The sequence below is a fragment of the Pontimicrobium aquaticum genome (assembly GCF_005047595.1).
In the GTDB taxonomy this organism is placed as follows: Bacteria; Bacteroidota; Bacteroidia; order Flavobacteriales; family Flavobacteriaceae; genus Pontimicrobium; species Pontimicrobium aquaticum.
The window spans coordinates 454,832-476,385 of the sequence record NZ_SUPL01000002.1 but is presented as its reverse complement, the minus strand read 5'-3'; the positions used below and the strand labels follow the sequence as shown (position 1 = coordinate 476,385).

General features: G+C 33.1%; 21 protein-coding genes. 12 read left to right on the top strand and 9 right to left on the bottom strand.

All coding sequences use genetic code 11. The features are described 5' to 3' along the window. Positions 1 to 130: 130 nt before the first annotated feature. The 3 genes from E5167_RS05035 to msrA all read left to right on the top strand — a co-directional run bounded on the left by E5167_RS05035 (position 131) and on the right by msrA (position 2,790). Positions 131 to 1,225 (top strand): Nif3-like dinuclear metal center hexameric protein, encoded by a 1,095-nt coding sequence (locus E5167_RS05035; RefSeq protein WP_136841658.1) that lies wholly within the window; start codon positions 131 to 133, stop codon positions 1,223 to 1,225. A 2-nt stretch (positions 1,226 to 1,227) separates the two neighbouring features. Beyond that, complete coding sequence (locus tag E5167_RS05030) at positions 1,228 to 2,007, top strand: zinc ribbon domain-containing protein (RefSeq protein ID WP_136841657.1); 780 nt, start codon at positions 1,228 to 1,230, stop codon at positions 2,005 to 2,007. 102 nt (positions 2,008 to 2,109) lie between these two features. Next, complete coding sequence (gene msrA / locus E5167_RS05025) at positions 2,110 to 2,790, top strand: peptide-methionine (S)-S-oxide reductase MsrA (RefSeq protein WP_136841655.1); 681 nt, start codon at positions 2,110 to 2,112, stop codon at positions 2,788 to 2,790. 52 nt (positions 2,791 to 2,842) lie between these two features. Here the strand turns inward: msrA and E5167_RS05020 are convergent, their stop codons facing one another. The 4 genes from E5167_RS05020 to E5167_RS05005 form a co-directional block, all read right to left on the bottom strand. Next, positions 2,843 to 3,748 carry a TIGR01777 family oxidoreductase gene (locus E5167_RS05020; RefSeq protein WP_136841653.1) on the bottom strand — a complete coding sequence of 302 codons (906 nt, stop codon included), beginning with the start codon at positions 3,746 to 3,748 and terminating at the stop codon, positions 2,843 to 2,845. 80 nt (positions 3,749 to 3,828) lie between these two features. Beyond that, positions 3,829 to 4,500, bottom strand: coding sequence for a tRNA (5-methylaminomethyl-2-thiouridine)(34)-methyltransferase MnmD (gene mnmD, locus E5167_RS05015; RefSeq protein ID WP_136841652.1), 672 nt, complete (start codon positions 4,498 to 4,500; stop codon positions 3,829 to 3,831). 1 nt (position 4,501) lies between these two features. Further along, positions 4,502 to 4,927 carry a hypothetical protein gene (locus E5167_RS05010; RefSeq protein WP_136841650.1) on the bottom strand — a complete coding sequence of 142 codons (426 nt, stop codon included), beginning with the start codon at positions 4,925 to 4,927 and terminating at the stop codon, positions 4,502 to 4,504. A gap of 2 nt (positions 4,928 to 4,929) precedes the next feature. Continuing rightward, the gene (locus E5167_RS05005; protein WP_136841648.1) at positions 4,930 to 5,442 is read right to left on the bottom strand and encodes a DUF4920 domain-containing protein; all 513 of its coding nucleotides are present in this window, start codon (positions 5,440 to 5,442) and stop codon (positions 4,930 to 4,932) included. Between the two features lie 114 nt (positions 5,443 to 5,556). Between E5167_RS05005 and E5167_RS05000 the strand changes: the two genes are divergently transcribed. After that, positions 5,557 to 6,624, top strand: a complete 1,068-nt coding sequence (locus tag E5167_RS05000; protein ID WP_136841646.1) for a branched-chain amino acid aminotransferase — start codon at positions 5,557 to 5,559, stop codon at positions 6,622 to 6,624. 30 nt (positions 6,625 to 6,654) lie between these two features. On the opposite strand, the gene E5167_RS04995 is transcribed toward E5167_RS05000, so the two are convergent. Beyond that, the gene (locus E5167_RS04995; RefSeq protein WP_136841645.1) at positions 6,655 to 7,041 is read right to left on the bottom strand and encodes a pyrophosphohydrolase domain-containing protein; all 387 of its coding nucleotides are present in this window, start codon (positions 7,039 to 7,041) and stop codon (positions 6,655 to 6,657) included. A 343-nt stretch (positions 7,042 to 7,384) separates the two neighbouring features. Here E5167_RS04995 and E5167_RS04985 point away from each other — a divergent pair, with 343 nt between their 5' ends. Both E5167_RS04985 and crcB read left to right on the top strand, forming a co-directional pair. Continuing rightward, complete coding sequence (locus E5167_RS04985; RefSeq protein ID WP_136841641.1) at positions 7,385 to 8,404, top strand: SRPBCC family protein; 1,020 nt, start codon at positions 7,385 to 7,387, stop codon at positions 8,402 to 8,404. Beyond that, entirely contained in the window at positions 8,405 to 8,776 is a 372-nt protein-coding gene (gene crcB / locus E5167_RS04980) for a fluoride efflux transporter CrcB (RefSeq protein ID WP_136841640.1), read from the top strand. It begins immediately after the preceding gene. Here the strand turns inward: crcB and E5167_RS04975 are convergent. Next, on the bottom strand, positions 8,773 to 9,375 hold the full coding sequence (locus E5167_RS04975) for a DUF1684 domain-containing protein (protein ID WP_136841638.1): 603 nt from the start codon (positions 9,373 to 9,375) through the stop codon (positions 8,773 to 8,775). The genes crcB and E5167_RS04975 overlap by 4 nt on opposite strands. Before the next feature lie 227 nt (positions 9,376 to 9,602). Here E5167_RS04975 and E5167_RS04970 point away from each other — a divergent pair, with 227 nt between their 5' ends. The 5 genes from E5167_RS04970 (at position 9,603) to E5167_RS04950 (ending at position 16,242) form a co-directional block, all read left to right on the top strand. Then, positions 9,603 to 10,814 carry an MDR family MFS transporter gene (locus E5167_RS04970; RefSeq protein ID WP_136841636.1) on the top strand — a complete coding sequence of 404 codons (1,212 nt, stop codon included), beginning with the start codon at positions 9,603 to 9,605 and terminating at the stop codon, positions 10,812 to 10,814. Then, positions 10,811 to 11,188 (top strand): VOC family protein, encoded by a 378-nt coding sequence (locus E5167_RS04965; protein WP_136841634.1) that lies wholly within the window; start codon positions 10,811 to 10,813, stop codon positions 11,186 to 11,188. Before E5167_RS04970 ends, E5167_RS04965 begins: the two co-directional genes overlap by 4 nt. A 113-nt stretch (positions 11,189 to 11,301) precedes the next feature. Beyond that, positions 11,302 to 12,051, top strand: coding sequence for a DJ-1/PfpI family protein (locus E5167_RS04960; protein WP_136841632.1), 750 nt, complete (start codon positions 11,302 to 11,304; stop codon positions 12,049 to 12,051). A gap of 77 nt (positions 12,052 to 12,128) precedes the next feature. Next, positions 12,129 to 14,678, top strand: coding sequence for a M14 family zinc carboxypeptidase (locus E5167_RS04955; protein WP_136841630.1), 2,550 nt, complete (start codon positions 12,129 to 12,131; stop codon positions 14,676 to 14,678). Between the two features lie 10 nt (positions 14,679 to 14,688). Next, positions 14,689 to 16,242: an amidohydrolase family protein gene (locus E5167_RS04950; RefSeq protein WP_136841628.1), complete on the top strand. Its 1,554-nt coding sequence runs from the start codon at positions 14,689 to 14,691 to the stop codon at positions 16,240 to 16,242. Here E5167_RS04950 and E5167_RS04945 read toward each other — a convergent pair. After that, positions 16,232 to 16,681 carry an Lrp/AsnC family transcriptional regulator gene (locus E5167_RS04945; protein WP_136841626.1) on the bottom strand — a complete coding sequence of 150 codons (450 nt, stop codon included), beginning with the start codon at positions 16,679 to 16,681 and terminating at the stop codon, positions 16,232 to 16,234. The two genes, E5167_RS04950 and E5167_RS04945, sit on opposite strands and share 11 nt — an antisense overlap. A gap of 116 nt (positions 16,682 to 16,797) precedes the next feature. Here E5167_RS04945 and E5167_RS04940 point away from each other — a divergent pair, with 116 nt between their 5' ends. Then, the gene (locus E5167_RS04940) at positions 16,798 to 17,193 is read left to right on the top strand and encodes a hypothetical protein (protein ID WP_136841624.1); all 396 of its coding nucleotides are present in this window, start codon (positions 16,798 to 16,800) and stop codon (positions 17,191 to 17,193) included. On the opposite strand, the gene E5167_RS04935 is transcribed toward E5167_RS04940, so the two are convergent. After that, positions 17,194 to 17,733 (bottom strand): sigma-70 family RNA polymerase sigma factor, encoded by a 540-nt coding sequence (locus E5167_RS04935; RefSeq protein ID WP_136841621.1) that lies wholly within the window; start codon positions 17,731 to 17,733, stop codon positions 17,194 to 17,196. 333 nt (positions 17,734 to 18,066) lie between these two features. Continuing rightward, entirely contained in the window at positions 18,067 to 21,489 is a 3,423-nt protein-coding gene (locus E5167_RS04930; protein ID WP_136841620.1) for a methylmalonyl-CoA mutase family protein, read from the bottom strand. Between the last annotated feature and the right edge of the window lie 65 nt (positions 21,490 to 21,554).

Below are 21,554 nucleotides of genomic sequence, written 5' to 3'. Positions count from 1 at the left end.
ATCGAAAATAGTTATAAAGTATGCCAAGATAGCAATTATATCATTTAAGATTGCACAAGACCTTTTTAAAAACAATAGAACTCTACTTGTGAATGTAATTATTTATCTTTGAATCTAAACATAATTTTTTATGATTGTACAAGACGTTATTAATCACTTAGAAGAGTTAGCACCATTATCATATGCTGAAGATTTTGACAATGTTGGTTTATTAGTTGGCAATAAAAACAATAAAGTTTCTGGTGTGCTGGTAACATTAGATACTCTTGAAGCTGTTGTAGATGAAGCTATCGAAAAAAAATGTAACCTAATTGTTAGCTTTCATCCTATTATTTTTAAAGGGTTAAAAACATTTACAGGCAAATCGTACGTTGAAAGAGTTGTAATGAAAGCCATTAAACATGATATTTCAATTTTTGCAATCCATACAGCGCTTGATAATGCCTTACAAGGTGTAAACGATAAAATTTGTGAACAACTAGAACTTGTAAATAGAGAGATACTAATTCCACAAGTAGGTACCATAAAAAAATTAACCACCTACATTCCTATCGAAAAATCTAAAAAACTAAGAGAAGCTTTGTTTAGTGCAGGAGCTGGAGCCATAGGTAACTATAACAATTGTAGTTTTAATGTTAATGGTACTGGAACTTTTAACGGAAATGAACACTCAAATCCTACTATTGGTACAAAAGGAGTAACTCAATATGAGAAAGAGGTTAAACTCACGGTTACTTTTCAAAAACACTTAGAGTCAAAAATATTACAAGCCTTATTTAAAAATCATCCTTACGAAGAAGTAGCATACGAGGTAACAACCCTCGAAAATAAAAATCAACATATTGGCATAGGAATGATTGGTGAATTAAAAAAAGAGATGGGTGAAACTTCCTTTTTAGAACATTTAAAATCTAAAATGCAAACAAAATGCATACGTCACTCTGCTTTATTAGATAAGCCTATTAAAAAAGTAGCTGTTTTAGGTGGTTCAGGAAGTTTTGCTATTAATGCAGCCAAAGCCTCTGGTGCTGATGCTTTTGTAACAGCCGATTTAAAGTATCACGATTTTTTTACTGCCGAAAACGGCATATTATTAACAGATATTGGGCACTATGAAAGCGAACAATACACAAAAAATCTTTTAGTAGCGTATCTTACAAAAAAAATCCCTAATTTTGCAATCATTTTATCAAACACAAATACCAATCCTGTAAAGTATTTATAAGCATGGCTAAAAAGAAAGAAGTTACTGTAGAAGAACGATTAAGAGCACTATATGATTTACAATTAATTGATTCTCGCGTTGACGAAATTAGAAATGTTAGAGGAGAACTTCCGTTAGAAGTACGTGATTTAGAAGACGAAGTTGAAGGATTAAAAACAAGACTTCAAAAATTAGACGATAGTCTTGTAGATTTAGATGAACAAATTAAGTCTAAAAAGAACTTAATTGAAGAAGCTAAAGCACTTATTAAAAAGTACTCTGAACAACAAAAAAATGTTAGAAATAACAGAGAATACAACTCTTTAACTAAAGAAACTGAATTTCAAGAATTAGAAATTCAATTAGCTGAAAAGCATATTAAAGAATTTAACGCTCAAATTGAGCAGAAAAAAGAAGTTATAGACGAAACTAAATCTCGTTTAAAAGAAAGAGAAACTCATTTAAAACACAAAAAAGGTGAATTAAATGCCATTCTTTCTGAAACTGAAAAAGAAGAACAAGCTTTATTAAAGAAAAGTGAAGAGTACAAAACTTCAATTGAAGAAAGATTAGTAAATGCCTATTCTAGAATTCGAAAAAATGTAAAAAACGGATTAGCTGTTGTGCCAATTGAAAGAGGTGCTTCAGGTGGTTCTTTCTTTACCATTCCACCTCAAGTGCAAGCCGAAATTGCTTCTCGTAAAAAAATTATTACCGACGAGCATAGCGGTCGTATTTTAGTAGATGAAGCTTTAGCTAATGAGCAAAAAGAAAAAATGGAAAAACTATTTGCTAAGCTATAATTTTAGTGTAAAATATTCTTAAAAGCCTTTAACAAATTGTTAAAGGCTTTTTATTTTGTAATAATTTTGTTTGCTTCACGACACATTAAAGAAAATATATAGATGAGAACCTTATTATTACTCTCCATTGCTTTACTATTTAGCTGCCAAAACAATAATGCACAACAAAAAACAGTAAAAAAATCCAATAAAAGTAAAATTGAACAAGGATTAATGACAGCCAATCCTGTTGAAGTACCAATGGAGAATGGACTTGCTAGAGCGTACTTTGCCAGTGGTTGCTTTTGGTGTGTTGAAGCCATTTATGAAAGTGTAAAAGGTGTAAAAGAATCTATTTCTGGTTATTCAGGCGGTCACACACTTAACCCAACATATGAGCTTAGCAATACAGGCAGAACTGGTCATGCTGAAGCTGTAGAGGTTATTTATAATCCAAAAGTTGTAAGTTTTGCTACCTTAGTAGATGTTTATTTTGGTTCACAAAATGTTACTCAAGTAAATGGACAAGGTCCAGATATTGGTTCACAGTATCGCTCTATTATTTTCTACCAAAATGAAAAACAAAAGCAAATAATATTAAAGAAAAAAGAGGCCTTATCAAAAAAACTCAATAAACGAATAGCTGCCGAAATCATGCCATTTCAAAAATTTTGGATTGGTGAAGATTATCATCAAGATTATGAGCGACTAAATCCAGATAGTCCATACATACGACGCATTTCAATTCCGAGGTTAAATCGTTTTAAACAAAAATTCCCTCACTTACTAAAAGAAAATCATTAATATTGGCTTTCTTCTAAAAAACGATAAGATAACGTAACGAACTTCAAAAAAATCACAACAAATCTTCTAATGCTGGCTGCAAATGGTGATAGGTAAACTGAAATCCTAAGTTTTCAATTTTTTGAGAGCTTACGCGTTGACTTTCTAACACTATAGCACTCATATCTCCTAATAACAATTTTAAAACGAAACTTGGTACTTTAGGCAATACTATAGGTCTTTTAATAGTCTTCCCAATAACCTTTACAAGCTCTCGTTGCTTTACAGGGTTAGGTGCTACACCGTTAAAAACACCTTGTAAATTGTGCTCTACAACATATAAAAATAGATGTGCAAGGTCTTTAATATGTATCCATGATTGCCACTGACTTCCTTTTCCTAGAGCAGTTCCAACAAAGTTTTTTATTGGCCTAACTAATTTTGGAAGCGCGCCACCATCATTTGAAAGTACAATGCCAATTCTAATAAGTGATGTATTAATATTTAGGTTTTCGAATTGCAAAGCAGCTGCTTCCCATTGAGTGGTTACCTCGGTTAAAAACCCTGTTCCAAAGTCATTAAAAGTTTCTTCATAGTAATTGATATTAGAATCAGGGTAAATACCAATAGCACTTGCAGATACCAATTGCTTTACAGGAAATTGGTGCTCTTGGATGGTACTATATAATAGGTTTAATGATTTTAAACGACTGCTTAAAATTTCCTTTTTATAACTCTCAGTCCAACGTTTAGCAATATACGCACCAGCTAGGTTTATAATGACTTCAACACCTTCAAAGCAAGAAATATCAATTTCATTATTTTCAGGATTCCAGTAAAACCCTTTGTAATTAAGCTTGCTCTGTAGCTTGTTCTTACTCGTAGAAAGATAATTAATAGCAATATTTTTTGCTTGACATTGCTTTACAATTTCTTGTCCAACCAATCCTGTAGCTCCTGTAATTAAAACCCTCTTCATGTTACAAAGTTAAACAATAGAAAGGGCAACAGGGTTGTTATTAAGGCAGGTTTAACAGTCTATAAGAAACATTTAGTAAATTATTTGGTTGCTCTTAACATATGACGCTTGCCTGGAGGTCCATCTAATCGTTCAACTGTAAAGCCTAATTTTTTCATGTCGCGTTTTACTTGTCCTATAGATGCATACGTTACTAAAACACCTTTTGGTTTTAAAGCATTATACATTTTTTGAAACATCGCTTTTGTCCAAAGTTCTGGTTGTACGCGTGCACCAAAAGCATCAAAATATATCAAGTCAAACTGTTCCACATCATTAATATCCGAGAAGAATTGTTGCCTTTTAGTTAATCGAAATGTATTAGTAATAGCACTAGGCACCTCCCAATCAACTGCATGTAGTTTTGCAAATAAATCACTTTTGCTTTTATCTATTTCTTGAACATAATTTAGCTGCAAAATTTCGGTATCAGCTACAGGATAGGCTTCTACACCTAAATAATCAATATGTATGTTTAAACGTTCTGCTTGAATTACAGTAAGAAACGCATTAAGCCCTGTACCAAACCCAATCTCAAGAATAGATAAATTAGTAACTTTAGGATATAACTGAAAAAAATGAAGCAAACCACTTTTTATAAATACGTGGTTTGCTTCGTTTATTGCACCATGTTTAGAATGGTATTGTTCGTTCCAATCTTCAATCTGGATGGTTTTAGAGCCATCTGAAGTTGTGATTATTTTACGTTTCAATTTACTTAATTAATAACTTCTTAATTCTTGGTATTGGTCCAACACACTTCACTTCGTGGCAGGAAATACATGCATTAATGGCTTTGTTATAATTAGTGGTTAAATCAGCATTTGAAGATTCAAAAACAGCTTTTTGAGCTTCCAAAAATAGTTTTGAAAAAGATTCGAAACTGCCATCTCTATCACTTGGGTCGGTTAACACCGCTGAGTGAATGTTCATGAATTTTTTTGGAAAACTATTATTAAACTTTCCATCAATAATTTGCTGTTTAATACTTTCGTTATAGGCATACATTTCATTCATAAGCTGTGCCATTTCGGAAGTTTCAACCATTACCAATTCTTTCTTTTCTTCAGGTTCTTCAGGAGGCTTTTTACATCCAAAAGCAACTAAAACAAAGAGGTATAGTATATTTTTAAAACGCATACTTATTGCTTCAATAGAACACCATCTGCTTCAAAAGCATAAGTTACTTCAGGCTCAGTAATTGCTTCTACCTCTTCTTTGCTTTTACCAGCATCTTCTGCATAATGGCGTAGTTCTTCAACAGAAGTTTCAGTAACATAAGCTTTACCATTAATAACAACATCGCCTTCAGCATTTAAAGGCATAAAGAAACCATAGTCTTTAAAACGTACCATAATTTCATCGTCATTACCAAGGTCTAACTTCATCCAGCAACCCTTTTTAGAACAAACTTCATTAATAGATGCAGATACTTTAGTTTGAATTGTATCTCCAACTTTTAACGTTTTGTATTTTTCTGCCATTTGTTGTGCAGAAATAGCATCATCAGCTTTTATTTCATCACCAAATGACGCATAAGCTATATCTTCAGTTTCAGTTTCTGTTTCCGTTGCAGTCATAGTTTCTGATGACTTTTCGTTTTTACAAGAAAAAACTAAAGAAATCATCAATAAAAGAGCAAAATATTTTTTCATAATTGTAGGGTTTGGTATAGTTTTTAATGAAGGCAAATATACTATATTTAAGTGAATTATGTGTTTTTTGTAAGAATGAATTTGTTTACTTTTGCACCCAAATATGTAACACAAATGTCTGATCAATTAAATTATAATATGGAAGTAATCAAAGTTGAAAAAAGCAGAATTAACGATGTAGATTTTAACAATTTAAGTTTTGGAAAGATTTTTTCGGATCACATGTTGATTTGCACATACAAAAATGGTGCTTGGAATGCTCCAAAAATTGTGCCTTATCAGTCACTTACTTTAGACCCTTCCACTAAAATATTTCACTATGGTCAAGCCATTTTTGAAGGCTTAAAAGCATATAAAGATTCTAATAATGATGTGTTTTTATTTAGACCTGATGAAAACTGTAAACGTTTAAATATTTCGGCTAAACGTATGGCAATCCCTGAATTGCCTGAAGCTTATTTTATGGATGGCTTAAAAGCGTTATTACAAGTTGATAAAGACTGGATACCAACCCAAGATGGAAGTTCGTTGTATGTTAGACCATTTATTTTTGCCTCAGGAAGAGGATTTCATGCATCACCTTCAGATGAATATACATTCATTATTGCCACTGCACCTTCTGGACCATATTTTTCAGGAAAAGTAACCGTTTTAATTGAAGAGCATTATTCTCGTTCTGCAAATGGTGGTGTTGGATATGCTAAAGCTGCTGGAAATTATGCTGGACAATTTTACCCAACGCAATTAGCTGTTGAAAAAGGATATAATCAAGTTATTTGGACAGACGACAATACACATGAGTATATTGAAGAAGCTGGAGCAATGAACATCTTTATAAGAATTAATGACACATTAATTACAAGCCCAACAAGCGATAGAATTTTAGATGGTGTAACCAGAAAAAGTATTATAGATATTGCTAAAAGTGAAGGCATTCCTGTGGACGTTAGAAAAATAACTGTTAGCGAGGTAATTGAAGCTGCCAATAATGGCACTCTAAAAGAAATATTTGGTGCAGGAACTGCTGCAGTTGTATCGCCAATTTCTGGTTTTGGTTTTAAAAACAAAGACTATATATTGCCAGAGCTTGAAAATCCTTACGCGAATAAATTAAAAAAACGCATTACAGATATACAAACCAATAAAGCTGAAGATGCTTTTGGCTGGAGAGTTAAAGTTTAAAAAAAAGAGAAGCAATTGCTTCTCTTTTTTTTATTTCTCTAATATCTCTTTAATGTTAGGCTTAAAGTAATTTGGTCCTTTTAATACTTTTCCATCTTCCCTGTAAATTGGCTCACCATCTTCACCCAATTTGCTCATGTTACTACGTTGAATTTCGTTAAAAACTTCCTCTATTTTATGTTGCATTCCATGTTCTATAATAGTACCACACAAAATATACAACATATCGCCAAGTGCATCTGCCACCTCAACCAAATCATTATCATTTGCTGCGTCTAAATATTCTTCATTTTCTTCTCTCATTAACTTATAACGCAGCATATTTTTTTCTTGTCCAAGGTCTGCTTTTGGCGTTTCCAAATAACCAATTTTAAAAGCTTTATGAAAGTCTTTTACCGCTTCAATTTTATTCTTCATCAAAATTTAATTTTAATTTCCGCTAAAGCGGAAAACTCATCCTTATTATTTTCTTAATTTCGCATAAAAATATAAAAATATGTTCAGCAAAGGACAGATCATTTTCGGAATATTATTCGCCATTACATTTATTATTGTGCTTGTTTATGCTTACCGAAAAGATATTAAATTACATAAGCGCTACTTTAAAGGTAGCTCATGGGTTTTATTAGCATTTATTGCTTTTTTATTGATGATTGTAGCTATTAAATTTTTATTTACTGATTGATTTATTTAGTTAATGATTTAATTAATTGCATTTTTAAAAATCAGTATCTTTACGTAATCTACTAAAGCAAGAATCATGAAAACAGCAAAAATCACCTTCATCATTTTATTGATTTTTATTATAGGTTCTTGCGGTTATATTGCAGTACAGCCAAATTCTTACGACATACAAAGGTCAAGAGTTATTAAAGCGCCTGCCGAATTACTATTTAATCAAATAAATGATTTTAAAAATTGGGAACCTTGGTCTCCTTGGATTGAAAAAGAACCTGATTTACAAATAACGTATCCACAACAAACCACTGGTGTTGGAGGCTCGTATTCGTGGATTGGAAAAGATGGTCCAGGCGCTATGAAAACTTTAGCGGTTAATGAATACGACTCGATTTCTCAAGAAATGCAGTTTGGTAGTTTTCCTCCTTCAAATGTATATTGGAAATTTGACAAGGTAGATGAAGGCACCAAAGTAACTTGGGGAATGAAAGCGGACGAAGTTCCTTTTATTTTAAAATTCTTTGCTGTTATAAATGGTGGTATGGATAAAATGATAGGTCCAGATTACGATCGAGGTTTAGAAAAACTTGATAGTTTAACTATAGACAATATGAGCAAATTTGAAGTCACTATTAATGGTATTAAAGAATATGGAGGTGGTTTCTATTTATACAAAACTACAAATGCTAATAACAATAATATTAGTGCTACCATGGCGCAACAATATGGTAGTATTGGTGTGTTTATGGCAAAAAACAACATTGTCATGAATGGGATGCCACTTACGGTTTATCAAGATATGAATATAAAAGATGGCACAGTTATTATGAGCAATGGGATTCCTGTTAGCGAAAAAATAAACATTACAGATAATAGTGGAGTGCTTTGTGGATATATTCCAAAAACAAAAGTTCTAAAAACGACTTTAAAAGGAAACTACACCAACTTATCTAAAGCTTGGGCAGAAAGCATGAAATATCTTGACGAAACCAATTTAGAGCAAAGCGATATTAAACCTTTTGAAATTTACACCAACGACCCTGGAGATTTTCCAAATCCTGCCGATTGGATTACCGAAATTTACATTCCAATAAAAGAATAAATGAAACAACTCTTACTCGTATTTATTGGTGGTGGATTTGGTAGCACATTACGCTACATTATTGGAAAGTATATGAATTCTACCGAAACAGGAATTCCTTGGGGAACTTTTACCGCAAACATACTAGGAAGTTTACTTATTGGAATTATTCTTGGTTTGGCTGCTAAAAATGATGCTTTGTCTTCAAATCAAACATTACTCTTAGCTACTGGCTTTTGTGGTGGATTTACCACATTTTCAACGTTTGCCTATGAAAATCATGTGTTTTTAAAAGCTGGTGATTTTACAAGTTTTGCATTTTACACAATTGGAAGTTTCGTTGTTGGTTTTTTAGCGGTTTTCTTAGGGTTGTTTCTCGTGAAAAGCTTTTAATCTTTCGCATAGTTTTTTACGCCTGCTTCAATTTTTATTGGTAAATAATTGACGCGTGGTACTATTGGACAAGAATACTTTTCATTGTAAACACAATAAGGATTATAGGCTGAATTAAAATCAATTTCTATACTATCGCTTTCAGGAATTCGTAAATCTATATAGCGTCCTCCTCCATAAGTACTTTCTCCATTGGTTGCATCTAAAAAAGGCAAAAATAAATAATCTTCAAAACCTTCAGTTTGCATATTTTCTTCACCTTGATATATGTTTAGGCTGTATGTTTTATCACTTATTTTAAAAGTAACTATCCCATAAACACGCTCTTTCGACACACGATCTGTAGTCGTTTTCATATTAAAAAATTTAGTGTCTGGTGTTCGCTTTAATTCTGCCTTAACTAAAAACGTAGAATCATACTTAAAAAAATCTAAACTTTCAAAGTTCTCTCTATCTCTATCAGAAAGAGGAGAGGTTGAGGCGTCTTTAAACAATGCGTTTTGCTCTTTTTGAAACTTTGTTTCTCCAAGTATAGGTTTTTTTTGTTGCGAACAACCAACTATTATTACTACTATCAACAACCAACTAAATCTTTTCATGTTTAATTTTTCTGTTGTAAAAATACAACTTAAGAATATTTTACATAGTTTTGAAGAACTAAAAACAAAAACATGAGAGTCATTGTTAATATTTATCTTCAGAAAACCACTTATTTAGTTAGTGGTCGGACGTTATATATATTGCAATGATATAAATATAAAATATTACAATGTATAAAAGTCCGACTTCGCAGTCGGACTTTTTACTTTTAACAATCAATCATAATATGAAAACATTATTCAACAATTATTTAAATACGTTTAGAGGACTTTCTCGAGAAGTTTGGTGGTTAGCTTTAATTACGCTTATTAATAGAGCTGGAACCATGGTAGTTCCTTTTTTGTCGCTATATCTAAACAAAGATCTTGGTTTTAGTTTGGTAAACATAGGTTGGATATTAAGTATTTATGGGTTAGGTGCTACAGTTGGTTCTTTGATTGGTGGAAAACTAGCTGATAAAATCGGTTTTTACCGCGTTATGGTTTTTAGTTTGTTTGGGACAGGAATCATGTTTATTCTCCTACAATACTTAACTACATTACTAACTTTTAGTTTAGGAATTTTTGTAGTAATGGTTGTTGCTGATTCCTTTAGACCAGCAATGTTTGTTGCTATGAGTGCTTATAGTAAACCAGAAAATAAAACTAGAAGTGTAACGCTTATTCGGTTAGCAATTAATCTTGGTTTTTCGGCAGGACCTGCGGTTGGAGGCATAATAATTACTACTATTGGCTATTCAGGTTTGTTTTGGATTGATGGTATTACTTGTATTTTGGCTACTCTACTATTGATTAATGTTTTACATCCTAAAAAAGCCAAACAATTAGATAATGTTACAAACGAAAACCCAAAGAGCATCTTGAAAGATAAACCTTTTTGGTTATTCTTTATTGCTATGACTCTTTTTGGTATCATATTTCTGCAATATTTTTCAACAATGCCATTATACTATAAGGACATTCACTTTCTAAGCGAACTTGAAATTGGTTTACTGCTGGGAATGAATGGTCTTATTATATTTATTTTAGAAATGCCATTAATTAAATGGTTGGAAAATGCTACTTACTCAAAAGTAGCACTCATGGTGTTTGGATCTCTATTAGTTGGAGGAAGCTTCATAGTATTAATTATAACTAATTGGGTAGGTGTTCTAATTCTTGGAATGTTACTTATGACAATTGGCGAAATGATAGTCTTTCCGTTTTCAAATGCCTTCGTAATGGAACGAGGAAAACGCGGGAAACTAGGTGAGTATATGGCATTATATACGGTTTCATTTTCTATTTCTCATGTATTTGGTCATAATGCTGGAATGAGAATGGTTGATAAATTAGGATATGATTTTACATGGATTATCATCTCTATACTCTCTATTATTTGTGTTATCACCTTAGTATTTTTAAAAAAGTCGTTAATCTCTGAAAAACTAAAAAAATGAACTTAAACCAAATAACCATTCCATCTTTAGATGTAGAAAAAGCAACATCCTTTTATAAAACTCTAGGATTAAAGCTTATTGTTAATGCCTTACCACGTTATGTCCGATTTGAATGTCCTGATGGAGATAGTACATTTTCAATTCATAAAGTCAACTCATTACCTAAAGAAAATGGCATCACTATTTATTTTGAAGATAAAAATTTAGATGAACTTGTTTCTAATTTAAAACAAAAAGGAATTACCTTTATAAGCGCTCCAGAATATAAAACTTGGCTATGGCGTGAAGCGCATTTAAGCGACCCTGATGGCAACCATATCATTTTATATCATGCTGGCAAAAACAGAAAAAATCCACCTTGGAGAATTAATTAATTTTCAATACAAAATTGCTTTGCAATTTCACTCGAACTGACAAACCATTAGAATGTCACATCGATTGATTTTAAAAAGAAAATTTTATTGAGATGTTATATAACTATTATTAAATGAAAAGTATCTTTTTTATTATCTCTATTACAATTGTAATGTTTAGTTGCAAGAATGAACCCAAACAACCAGAAGAAAAAACAGAAATAAAAAAAACAAAAGTACTTCCTAAACTTGAACCCAACAGGTACAATGTTGCTTTTTTAATAATGGATGGTACTTACAACACAGAACTTACAGCGCCTTTTGATATTTTTCAACACACTATTTTTAGAGAAGGTATTAAAGCTATGAATGTATTTACTGTAGCTAATACAGATGAGGCTATTACGACTTTTGAAGGCATGAGAATTCTTCCAGATTTTAACTATTTAATCGATGAATTACCATTGATTGATATATTGGTTGTACCAAGTGCCGAAAACCATTTAGGCAAAGATCTTGAAGACCAAGCCATGATTAACTTTGTAAAGCAAGTAGATAAAGAAGCAAAATTTATCACGTCGCATTGCGACGGTGCTTTTGTGTTGGCAAAAGCTGGATTATTAAATAACAAAGTTTCTACAACCTTCCCAAGCGATATTGATAAAATGCGAGACATGTTTCCAAATCTAGACATTCGTAAAGAGGTGCTTTTTGTACATGACGGAAAATATATTACGTCGGCTGGAGGTGCTAAAAGCTTTGAAGCTGCTTTGTACTTATGCGAATTTCTTTATGGAAAAAAAGTCGCTCAACAACTAGCTGGAGGATTAGTAATTGATTGGAATGTAGATAATGTTCCGCATTTAGTTATCGATCAACCTTAAATGTGTTAAAAATTTTATCTAATTGTAAAAGAAACCCATAATTCCTTATTTTTAGATTTCATTTTCAAACCAACCAAATGAAACAAACAAAATTCGTTTTTGCCATAATGTTTGCTATACTTATGGTAAGTCCTACATTAGCTCAAGATTACTTTTTTAAAGACAAAGCTCCTTTTGATGCTTCAATCCCAACACCTGAAGAATTTTTGGGTTACCCAATTGGAAAACAACATACACGACACGATCAAATTGTGGCTTATTTCTACAAACTAGCCGAAGTATCCAATCGTGCCAAAATAGAAGTTTATGGATACACGCATGAAAGACGTAAGCTAGTTATGTTACATGTTTCTACTCCTGAAAACCTTAACAACTTAGAATCAATAAAATCTGAACACTTAAAATTTGTTGACCCTAATCAGTCGCCAACAAATTATAATGATGTTCCTGTGTTTATTCAGTTAGGTTATAACGTTCATGGCAATGAGCCTTCAAGTTCTGAAGCTGCTTTACTTACTGCTTATACTTTAGTGGCTTCAAATAATCCTGAAATAACCAATTACTTAAATAATTCTGTCATTTTTATCGACCCAACTATTAATCCAGATGGAAGAGATAGACATACACAATGGGCGAATCAATTTCAAGCAAAACAATTAGTGTCTGATGGTACAGATGCTGAGCATAACGAAGCATGGCCAAGAGGAAGAACCAACCATTATTGGTTTGATTTAAACAGAGACTGGCTATTGGCTGTGCATCCAGAAAGTCAAGGGAAACTAAAATGGTATCATCAATGGTATCCGAATGTAGTGACCGATTTCCATGAAATGGGAACCAATAGCAATCACTTTTTTGAGCCTATGAAACCTATTGGCTCTCAAGACCCAATCATGCCAAAAGAAAATTATGAAGACCTAAACAATATGTTCGCACCTTATTTTGCTAGTGCCTTAGATGAAATAGGGTCATTTTACTACACTAAAGAATCTTTTGATGGCACATATCCAGGCTATGGAAGTTCGTATCCAGATTTACAAGGTGGATTAGCATTATTATTTGAACAAGCAAGTTCTAGAGGTCATGTGCAAGATACCGATTATGGAAAAATGACCTTTGCTTTCACTATTAGAAACCAATATGTTTCTGGCTTTGCAACCATAAAAGCAGCAGTCGAAAATAAAGCGTATTTGAGAGAATATCAGCAAAAATTCTTTAAATCTGCAATGACAAAAAAAGCACCAACAGGATTTGCAGTATATGAGTTTGGTGATGCTTATGATATGAATAGAAATAAAGCGTTCGTTGATTATTTATTAAAGCATAAAATCAAGGTTTATAAAAATGGAGATAAATACACCGTGCCATTAAAACAACCTCAACACAGAATGGTACAAACCATGTTTGAAACTTACAACAAATACAGAGACAGCGTTTTTTATGATGCTTCAGCTTGGAGTGTTGCCAACTTTTACAACATGAAATACCGTGGGTTGAAAAACGTTAATTTGGGCACTGAAGTAACCCCAGAAAACAACACAGTAACAGTTGCTAAAGTACAACCAGCTGATTACGCTTACATTATTGATTATGATGATTACAATGCGCCTGCTGCTTTATATTATATGCAATCTAAAGGGTTAACAGTCGCTTCAGCATTCAAACCTTTTTCAATTAAAACCAATAATGGGAACAAAAGTTTCAATTACGGAACACTTTTAGTTCCTGTAAGTAAACAAAAGAAATCCGGTCAGGAAGTGTATAAAATTATTTCTGAAGCACAATCAAAATATAATGTACCAATGTACACAACCAACAGTGGTTATAGTTTAACTGGAATTGATTTAGGGAGCAACAATTTTAGAGCTCTTAAAAAACCAAAAGCTGCCATATTAATTGGTGATGGCGTTAGTAGCTATGAAGCTGGAGAAGTTTGGCATTTGCTAGACACACGTGTACATATGCCAATAACTAAAATTCAAATGAGAAGTTTTAGAGGTGCAAATCTAGATAAGTACAATACCTTAGTTATGGTATCTGGAAGTTATAGCGCATTAGATTCTATTCAAAGGCAAAAACTAAAAGATTGGACATCTAAAGGAAATACACTTGTTACCATTGCTGGAGGCTCGAAATGGGTGATTGATAAGAAACTGGTAAAAGAAGAACTCACCAAAAAACCTAAACCAAAAAAAGATGAAAAACCAAAAGCAGTTGAAAGAAAACCTTATGTTGATGCAGGAGAAAATATTGGTAGAGAACGATTAGGTGGTGCTATTTTTGAAGTTGATTTAGACCTTACACATCCTTTAGGGTTTGGTTATAGAAACAATAAACTTCCTGTGTACAAAAACAACAATGTGTTTATTGCACCTAGTAAAAGCCAATACAGCACTGTCGCCAAATACACAAAAAATCCACATATAGATGGGTATATTTCTGATACTAACTTAAACACCTACTTAAAACCTTCTGCGTCATTAATTGTTAGTCCATTAGGACGTGGACGCGTGGTAATGTTTGCCGACAACCCTAATTTTAGAGGCGCTTGGTATGGCACTAATAAATTATTTTTAAACGCATTATTCCTTGGTAATAGAATATCTGTTCCAACTGAAAGAAATTAATACATAAAACATGAAGAAATTAATCATTTTACTAGCTTTAACCTTCTTTTTTCAAGGATTCGCTCAAGACAACTATAAAGGTGAAGGTCCTTTTTCGCAACTCATAATTAGAGGTGTCATGCTTATTAATGGTGATGGTTCACCACCTCGTGGTCCAATGGATATTGTTGTCGAAAACAATAAAATTGTAAATATGCAAATTGTTGGGTATCCAGGAGTTGAAATTAACGAAGCTGGAAGACCTAAACTAAAAAACGGTGGAAAAGAATTAGATGCCAATGGTATGTATTTACTACCTGGTTTTGTAGATATGCATGGCCATATTGGTGGTGGTGCTCAAGGCGCTAATCCTGAATACGTCTTTAAGCTTTGGATGGCTCACGGTATCACAACAGTTAGACAACCTAGTGGACGTAATGCTATTGAACTAAAGCGCCAAAGTGCTGCCAACGAAATTGTAGCGCCTAGAATTTTCGAATATAGAGGCTTTGGCTCAGGAAGTAAAAAACCAATAAGCACACCTGAAATGGCTAGAGAATGGGTACGTCAAAATGCAAAAAATGGTGCTGATGGCATCAAATTTTTTGGTGCAGAACCAGATATCATGGCTGCTGCCATTGAGGAAAATAAAAAATTAGGGTTACGCTCTACTGCACATCATGCACAACTAAGTGTTGCTAGATGGAACGTATTGCATTCTGCTAGAGCTGGAATGACATCAATGGAGCATTGGTATGGTTTACCGGAAGCATTATTTAATGATAGAACTGTGCAAAATTATCCTTTGGATTATAATTATCAAAACGAACAACATCGTTTTGAAGAAGCTGGAAAATTATGGCAACAAGCCGCTGAACCATATTCTGAACACTGGAATAATGTCATGAATGAATTGTTAGAATTAGATTTTACTCTTGATCCAACATTCAACATCTATGAAGCCAGTAGAGACTTACAACGTGCTCGTCGAGCTGAATGGCATGAAACTTATACTTTACCCTCACTTTGGAAGTTTTATGAACCTAGCAAAATAAGTCACGGTAGTTATTGGCATTATTGGGGAACAGAGCAAGAAGTTACGTGGAAAAAGAACTACCAATTATGGATGACCTTTGTAAATGAATACAAAAACAGAGGTGGACGTGTCACCGTTGGTACAGACTCTGGTTTTATTTATCAATTGTATGGTTTTGCTTATCCTCGTGAATTAGAACTATTGCGCGAAGCAGGTTTTCATCCTTTAGAAGTGATAAGAGCAGCAACATTAAATGGTGCTGAGGCTTTAGGCTGGGACGATAAAATTGGTTCTGTTCAAATTGGTAAACTTGCTGACTTTGTAATTATTGAAGAAAATCCGTTAGTAAACCTAAAAGTCCTTTACGGTACTGGAGCAATAAAACTTACTGAAGATAATGAGGTTGTTAGAGTTGGTGGTGTAAAATACACTATAAAAGATGGTATTATTTATGACGCTAAAAGACTTTTATTTGATGTAAAAGCTATGGTTGATGCTGAAAAAGCGAAAATAGGTTGGACATTAAAGCAACCTGGTGTTAAAAATTAATAGGTCGTTTTATTGGGTTATTTTCAATCACATCAGATAAAACTATTTGCGTTTTTGTTTCACCATAAGTTATAAGTTGATCTATAAATTGTTCTAAATGTTGTTGGTTTCGCAAAACAACCTCTAAAACAATATTTTCGTTACCAGTAATTCTAAAACAATTAACAACTTCATCAAACGATTTTACCTTTTCTAGAAATGGTTTTAGGCGTCCCATAAAAGCTCTTAAAGTGATGATGGCTTTTAGTTGGTGTCCAGTTTCTTTATATGATAATTTAGCATAATAACCGTTTATAACACCTGCATCTTCCATTTTCCTGATTCGCTCTGCTACAGCTGGCGATGAAACACCTACTTTTTTAGCAATATCAGTATTAGACTGTCGGGAATTTTCTTGCAAACACTTTAATATGTTCCAATTAAGCAAATCTAACTTCATTTTTTAAATTTTATATCATAAATATATTAATATTTAAAGTAAAATCAATATTTTACCTTAACTTTTAAATACAACATATTTACTTTTCAAAGTAATTTTGAGTAATTGCTAAGAAAATGACATACACTACACCATCACATTTATCTAATTCGCCTATTTACACTAAGGCATTGGAAATCTTTTCGTTAACACGAAAAATATCTAATTATTTAAATTATGATTTATCTAATTTAAAAACTGATGGTACCGAAAATGAACATGTTTATTTTTCTGGTGATATTGTTCAGCAATCTGAGTTATTAGGTCCTGAAATAATTAAAGCTGAAATTGAACATTACAGAGATAGAAAACAAAAACATGCCGAAAGCGTTGAGCGTTTAACCAAAATGCTCTATAAAAACTGTAAGCGCTTAGAAAAATGTAATAGTAATGGAAAAGATTTCCTACCTATACTAAGAAGAGAATTGAAAATGTTCAGGAAGCTTCAACGTAATTGGATGTTGACGCTTTAATTAACTGCAAACTTTACAATCTTCTTTATCTTTTACTTCACCAACTAAATGTCCTTTTTGATTCATTTTAAAATCGCAGCATTCCATATATCCTTGTGCAACTAATTTTCTAGCGCGTTGAATTCTAGATTTAGCAGTAGGTATTGGTAATTTTAATTGACTGGCTACCTCAGCTTGCTTCTTACCTTTAACATCTGCTAGAAATAAAGGGTCACGATACTTTTTAGGAAGTCGTTTTATGATGCCATACAAACAATCTGTTTCGTCATGCATTTGAAGCTTTTCCTCAATTTGAATACTATATTCTTTAAGTTCTGTGCTTAACTTATTGGTTTTAAAGTAGTCCAACATGGTATTTCTAGCTATTGTAAAAACCCAAGATTTAAGCTTTTTATCATCTTTAAGGGAATCTATTTTTGTATGGATTTTAATAAACGTATCCTGCAAAACATCATTAACTACTTCTTCATTTTTTATCCTTGATAAAAGAAATAGTTTAATATCTTGATGATATGTTTCCCAAACTTGATTCGTATTCATAAGTTAAGATGAGCGCTGATAAAACTACCAACGCTCATATAAATTAAGATTTAACAATTACAACCACTACAGTTACAAGATTCGCACGTACAGTTTTTACATTCTCCGTTAGTGCAGCTATCGCAAGTACAAGTACATTCGCTATTTTTCATGACTATTGTTTTTATATTACACCTATAAGACGACGTATTAATAAAAAAGATGCATTTAATAGTAACTTTTTTAATGAGATTCCAAAGCAAGTTCGGAATAAGAGATTCACTGAGATGCTTCGACTTCGCTCTGCATAAGCGATTCACACACTTTTTGAAAAGACAAAAAGCGGTTCTCTGCTTACATATTTCTACGATACTGTCCTCCTACTTCAAACAGTGCATTGGTTATTTGACCAAGAGAACACACTTTACAAACTTCCATTAATGATTCAAATATATTCTCATTGTTGATTGCCTTTACTTGCAACTCCTTAAGAAGCTCCTTTGTATCATTTGTTTTATGCAAATTCTCAAGTGTTTTTATTTGAAATTGCTTCTCTTCTTCTGTAGCTCTAATAACTTCAGCTGGCAATACCGTTGGAGATCCTTTTGAACTTAAAAACGTATTGACACCAATAATTGGAAAATCGCCATTATGCTTTAAAGTTTCATAATACAAACTTTCTTCTTGTATTTTACTACGTTGATACATAGTCTCCATAGCTCCAAGAACACCTCCTCTTTCAGTTATTCTATCGAACTCCGATAAAACAGCTTCCTCAACCAAATCGGTTAATTCTTCAATAATGAATGATCCTTGAATTGGGTTTTCATTTTTGGCTAATCCTAATTCTTTATTAATGATTAATTGAATTGCCATGGCACGACGAACACTTTCTTCAGTCGGTGTAGTAATGGCTTCATCATAAGCATTGGTATGCAACGAATTACAATTATCGTAAATAGCATATAAGGCTTGTAATGTGGTACGAATATCATTAAAGTCAATTTCTTGAGCATGTAAGCTACGTCCAGATGTTTGAATATGATACTTAAGCATTTGAGCTCTCGCATTTGCTCCATATTTATGCTTCATGGCTTTAGCCCAAATTTTTCGTGCTACACGGCCAATAACTGCATATTCTGGGTCGATACCATTAGAGAAAAAGAACGATAGGTTTGGACCAAATTTATTGATATCCATGCCTCTTGACAGATAATACTCCACATAAGTAAATCCATTAGATAGTGTTAATGCCAATTGCGTAATAGGATTCGCTCCAGCTTCAGCAATATGATACCCAGAAATAGATACTGAATAGAAGTTACGTACATTATTTTCAATAAAATACTCTTGTACATCTCCCATTAATCGCAATGCAAATTCTGTTGAAAAAATACACGTGTTTTGTGCTTGATCTTCTTTTAAAATATCTGCCTGAACCGTTCCTCTAACTTGAGAAATCGTTTTTACTTTAATCCTTTGATATACCTCATCAGGCAGCACTTGGTCACCAGTGACACCTAACAACATCAAACCTAATCCGTTGTTCCCTTCTGGTAAGTCCCCATTATATTTTGGACGTTCTTTCCCTTTATAAATCTTAGCAATTTTTGCTTCTACTTCTTTATCTAAACCATGTTCTTTAATATAGAGCTCACATTGCTGGTCGATGGCTGCATTCATAAAAAAGCCTAATAACATTGGAGCTGGACCATTAATGGTCATACTCACAGAGGTCATAACATCTGCTAAGTTAAAGCCAGAATATAGTTTTTTAGCATCATCTAAACAACAAATAGAAACTCCTGCATTTCCAATTTTACCGTAAATATCAGGACGTAAATCGGGGTCGTTTCCGTATAATGTCACACTATCAAAAGCTGTGGATAAACGCTTTGCTGGTAAACCTGCGCTCACGTAATGGAAACGTCTGTTGGTACGCTCTGGACCACCTTCTCCAGCAAACATTCTAGCAGGGTCTTCTCCTGTTCTTTTAAAAGGATACAATCCTGATGCATATGGAAATTCTCCTGGTACATTTTCTTGCAAACACCATCTTAAAATATCTCCCCAAGCTTGGTATTTTGGCAATGCTACTTTAGGTATTTGAGTGTGTGATAAAGACTCTGTATGGGTTTTAATTTTTATTTCTTTATCTCTTACTTTAAAAGAGTAAATAGGGTTTTTGTATTTATTTACTTTATCATCCCAACCAGTTATCACTTCCCAATTATAAGGGTCTAAATTTAGTTTTACTCGGTCGAATTCTCCAACCAACATTTTAATAAAATCTTTGTTCTCGACTGCGCTCGAACTGACAGATTTACTATCGATTCCTGATTTATCTAATTCAGGTTTACTTCCAATAACAGATTCAATAGTCTTATAAATTCCGTAGAGTTTTTGAGCAACTTCAACTTGCTCTGTTGCTCTACTATCATAAGCACGATTATTCTCTGCTATTTCTGATAAATAACGTGTTCTATTTGGTGGAATAACAAATATCTTTTCACTCATTTCTTTTGAAATCTCAAACGTTGAGTTCAAATCTGCTCCAGCTTTTTCAACCAATTTATCCATAACCGCTTTGTAAAGCGTGTTCATTCCTGGGTCATTGAACTGTGAAGCAATCGTACCAAATACTGGCAACTCTTCTTGAGGAATATCCCAAAGATTATTGTTGCGCATATATTGCTTCTTAACGTCTCGTAAGGCATCTAAAGAGCCTCGCTTATCAAATTTGTTAATTGCCACTAAATCTGCAAAGTCAAGCATATCAATTTTTTCCAATTGTGTTGCTGCTCCAAATTCAGGCGTCATTACATATAATGATACATCAGAATGTTCAATAATTTCAGTATCAGATTGTCCGATTCCTGAGGTTTCAAGGATTATCAAATCATATTCAGCAGTTTTTAAAACTTCAACTGCTTCATTAACATGTTTTGATAATGCTAAATTAGATTGACGTGTAGCCAAACTTCGCATATATACTCTAGGAGAATTAATAGAGTTCATGCGAATTCTATCTCCTAAAAGTGCGCCTCCTGTTTTACGTTTTGAAGGATCAACTGAGATTAAGCCTACTGTTTTCTCAGGAAAATCAATTAAAAAACGACGTACCAATTCATCTACTAACGATGATTTTCCTGCGCCTCCCGTTCCAGTAATTCCTAAAACAGAAGCCTCTTTTCCCGTTTTCTCCAAAGGAGAAAAGCTTTCTTCGAAAACCTCATGCTTATTCTCAGCGAAAGAAATTAATCTAGCAATTGTATTTACATCTTTATCTTTTAGAGATTCTTTAATTCCCTTCCCTTTGGGAAGGGTTAGGGATGGGCTTTCGTAATCAGATTGTTTAACCAAATCATTAATCATACCCTGAAGTCCAAGTTCTCTACCATCATCTGGTGAGTAAATACGAGTAATACCATAATCCATCAAGTCTTTAATCTCTGAAGGCAGTATCACTCCACCACCACCTCCAAAAATCTTGATGTGCTCTGCTCCTCTTTCTTTAAGCAAATCATACATATACTTAAAGTATTCATTGTGTCCTCCTTGATACGATGTCATAGCAATGGCATTTGCATCTTCTTGGATAGCAGTGTTAACCACTTCCTCCACACTTCTGTCATGTCCTAAATGAATCACTTCAACGCCTGTTGCTTGAATAATTCTTCGCATGATATTGATAGATGCATCGTGACCATCAAACAAGGATGCTGCTGTTACTATTCGTACTTTATGTTTTGGTTTATAAGGTGCTATTTGTTGCATTCGTAATTATGTCTTTTTTCGAGTTGCAAATTTACGGAATATTGAAAAAATTCTCACTAATATTA

What these genes read in the sequence shown, in the direction of transcription:
- E5167_RS04940 (WP_136841624.1), top strand. Translation starts at nt 16,798, where the DNA reads ATGACATACACTACACCATCACATTTATCTAATTCGCCTATTTACACT.
- E5167_RS04935 (WP_136841621.1), bottom strand. Translation starts at nt 17,733, where the DNA reads ATGAATACGAATCAAGTTTGGGAAACATATCATCAAGATATTAAACTA.
- msrA (WP_136841655.1), top strand. Translation starts at nt 2,110, where the DNA reads ATGAGAACCTTATTATTACTCTCCATTGCTTTACTATTTAGCTGCCAA.
- E5167_RS05010 (WP_136841650.1), bottom strand. Translation starts at nt 4,927, where the DNA reads ATGCGTTTTAAAAATATACTATACCTCTTTGTTTTAGTTGCTTTTGGA.
- E5167_RS04950 (WP_136841628.1), top strand. Translation starts at nt 14,689, where the DNA reads ATGAAGAAATTAATCATTTTACTAGCTTTAACCTTCTTTTTTCAAGGA.
- E5167_RS04970 (WP_136841636.1), top strand. Translation starts at nt 9,603, where the DNA reads ATGAAAACATTATTCAACAATTATTTAAATACGTTTAGAGGACTTTCT.
- E5167_RS05020 (WP_136841653.1), bottom strand. Translation starts at nt 3,748, where the DNA reads ATGAAGAGGGTTTTAATTACAGGAGCTACAGGATTGGTTGGACAAGAA.
- E5167_RS04930 (WP_136841620.1), bottom strand. Translation starts at nt 21,489, where the DNA reads ATGCAACAAATAGCACCTTATAAACCAAAACATAAAGTACGAATAGTA.
- crcB (WP_136841640.1), top strand. Translation starts at nt 8,405, where the DNA reads ATGAAACAACTCTTACTCGTATTTATTGGTGGTGGATTTGGTAGCACA.
- E5167_RS04995 (WP_136841645.1), bottom strand. Translation starts at nt 7,041, where the DNA reads ATGAAGAATAAAATTGAAGCGGTAAAAGACTTTCATAAAGCTTTTAAA.
- E5167_RS04945 (WP_136841626.1), bottom strand. Translation starts at nt 16,681, where the DNA reads ATGAAGTTAGATTTGCTTAATTGGAACATATTAAAGTGTTTGCAAGAA.
- E5167_RS04960 (WP_136841632.1), top strand. Translation starts at nt 11,302, where the DNA reads ATGAAAAGTATCTTTTTTATTATCTCTATTACAATTGTAATGTTTAGT.
- E5167_RS05005 (WP_136841648.1), bottom strand. Translation starts at nt 5,442, where the DNA reads ATGAAAAAATATTTTGCTCTTTTATTGATGATTTCTTTAGTTTTTTCT.
- E5167_RS04965 (WP_136841634.1), top strand. Translation starts at nt 10,811, where the DNA reads ATGAACTTAAACCAAATAACCATTCCATCTTTAGATGTAGAAAAAGCA.
- E5167_RS04955 (WP_136841630.1), top strand. Translation starts at nt 12,129, where the DNA reads ATGAAACAAACAAAATTCGTTTTTGCCATAATGTTTGCTATACTTATG.
- E5167_RS05000 (WP_136841646.1), top strand. Translation starts at nt 5,557, where the DNA reads ATGTCTGATCAATTAAATTATAATATGGAAGTAATCAAAGTTGAAAAA.
- E5167_RS04985 (WP_136841641.1), top strand. Translation starts at nt 7,385, where the DNA reads ATGAAAACAGCAAAAATCACCTTCATCATTTTATTGATTTTTATTATA.
- E5167_RS05030 (WP_136841657.1), top strand. Translation starts at nt 1,228, where the DNA reads ATGGCTAAAAAGAAAGAAGTTACTGTAGAAGAACGATTAAGAGCACTA.
- E5167_RS05035 (WP_136841658.1), top strand. Translation starts at nt 131, where the DNA reads ATGATTGTACAAGACGTTATTAATCACTTAGAAGAGTTAGCACCATTA.
- E5167_RS04975 (WP_136841638.1), bottom strand. Translation starts at nt 9,375, where the DNA reads ATGAAAAGATTTAGTTGGTTGTTGATAGTAGTAATAATAGTTGGTTGT.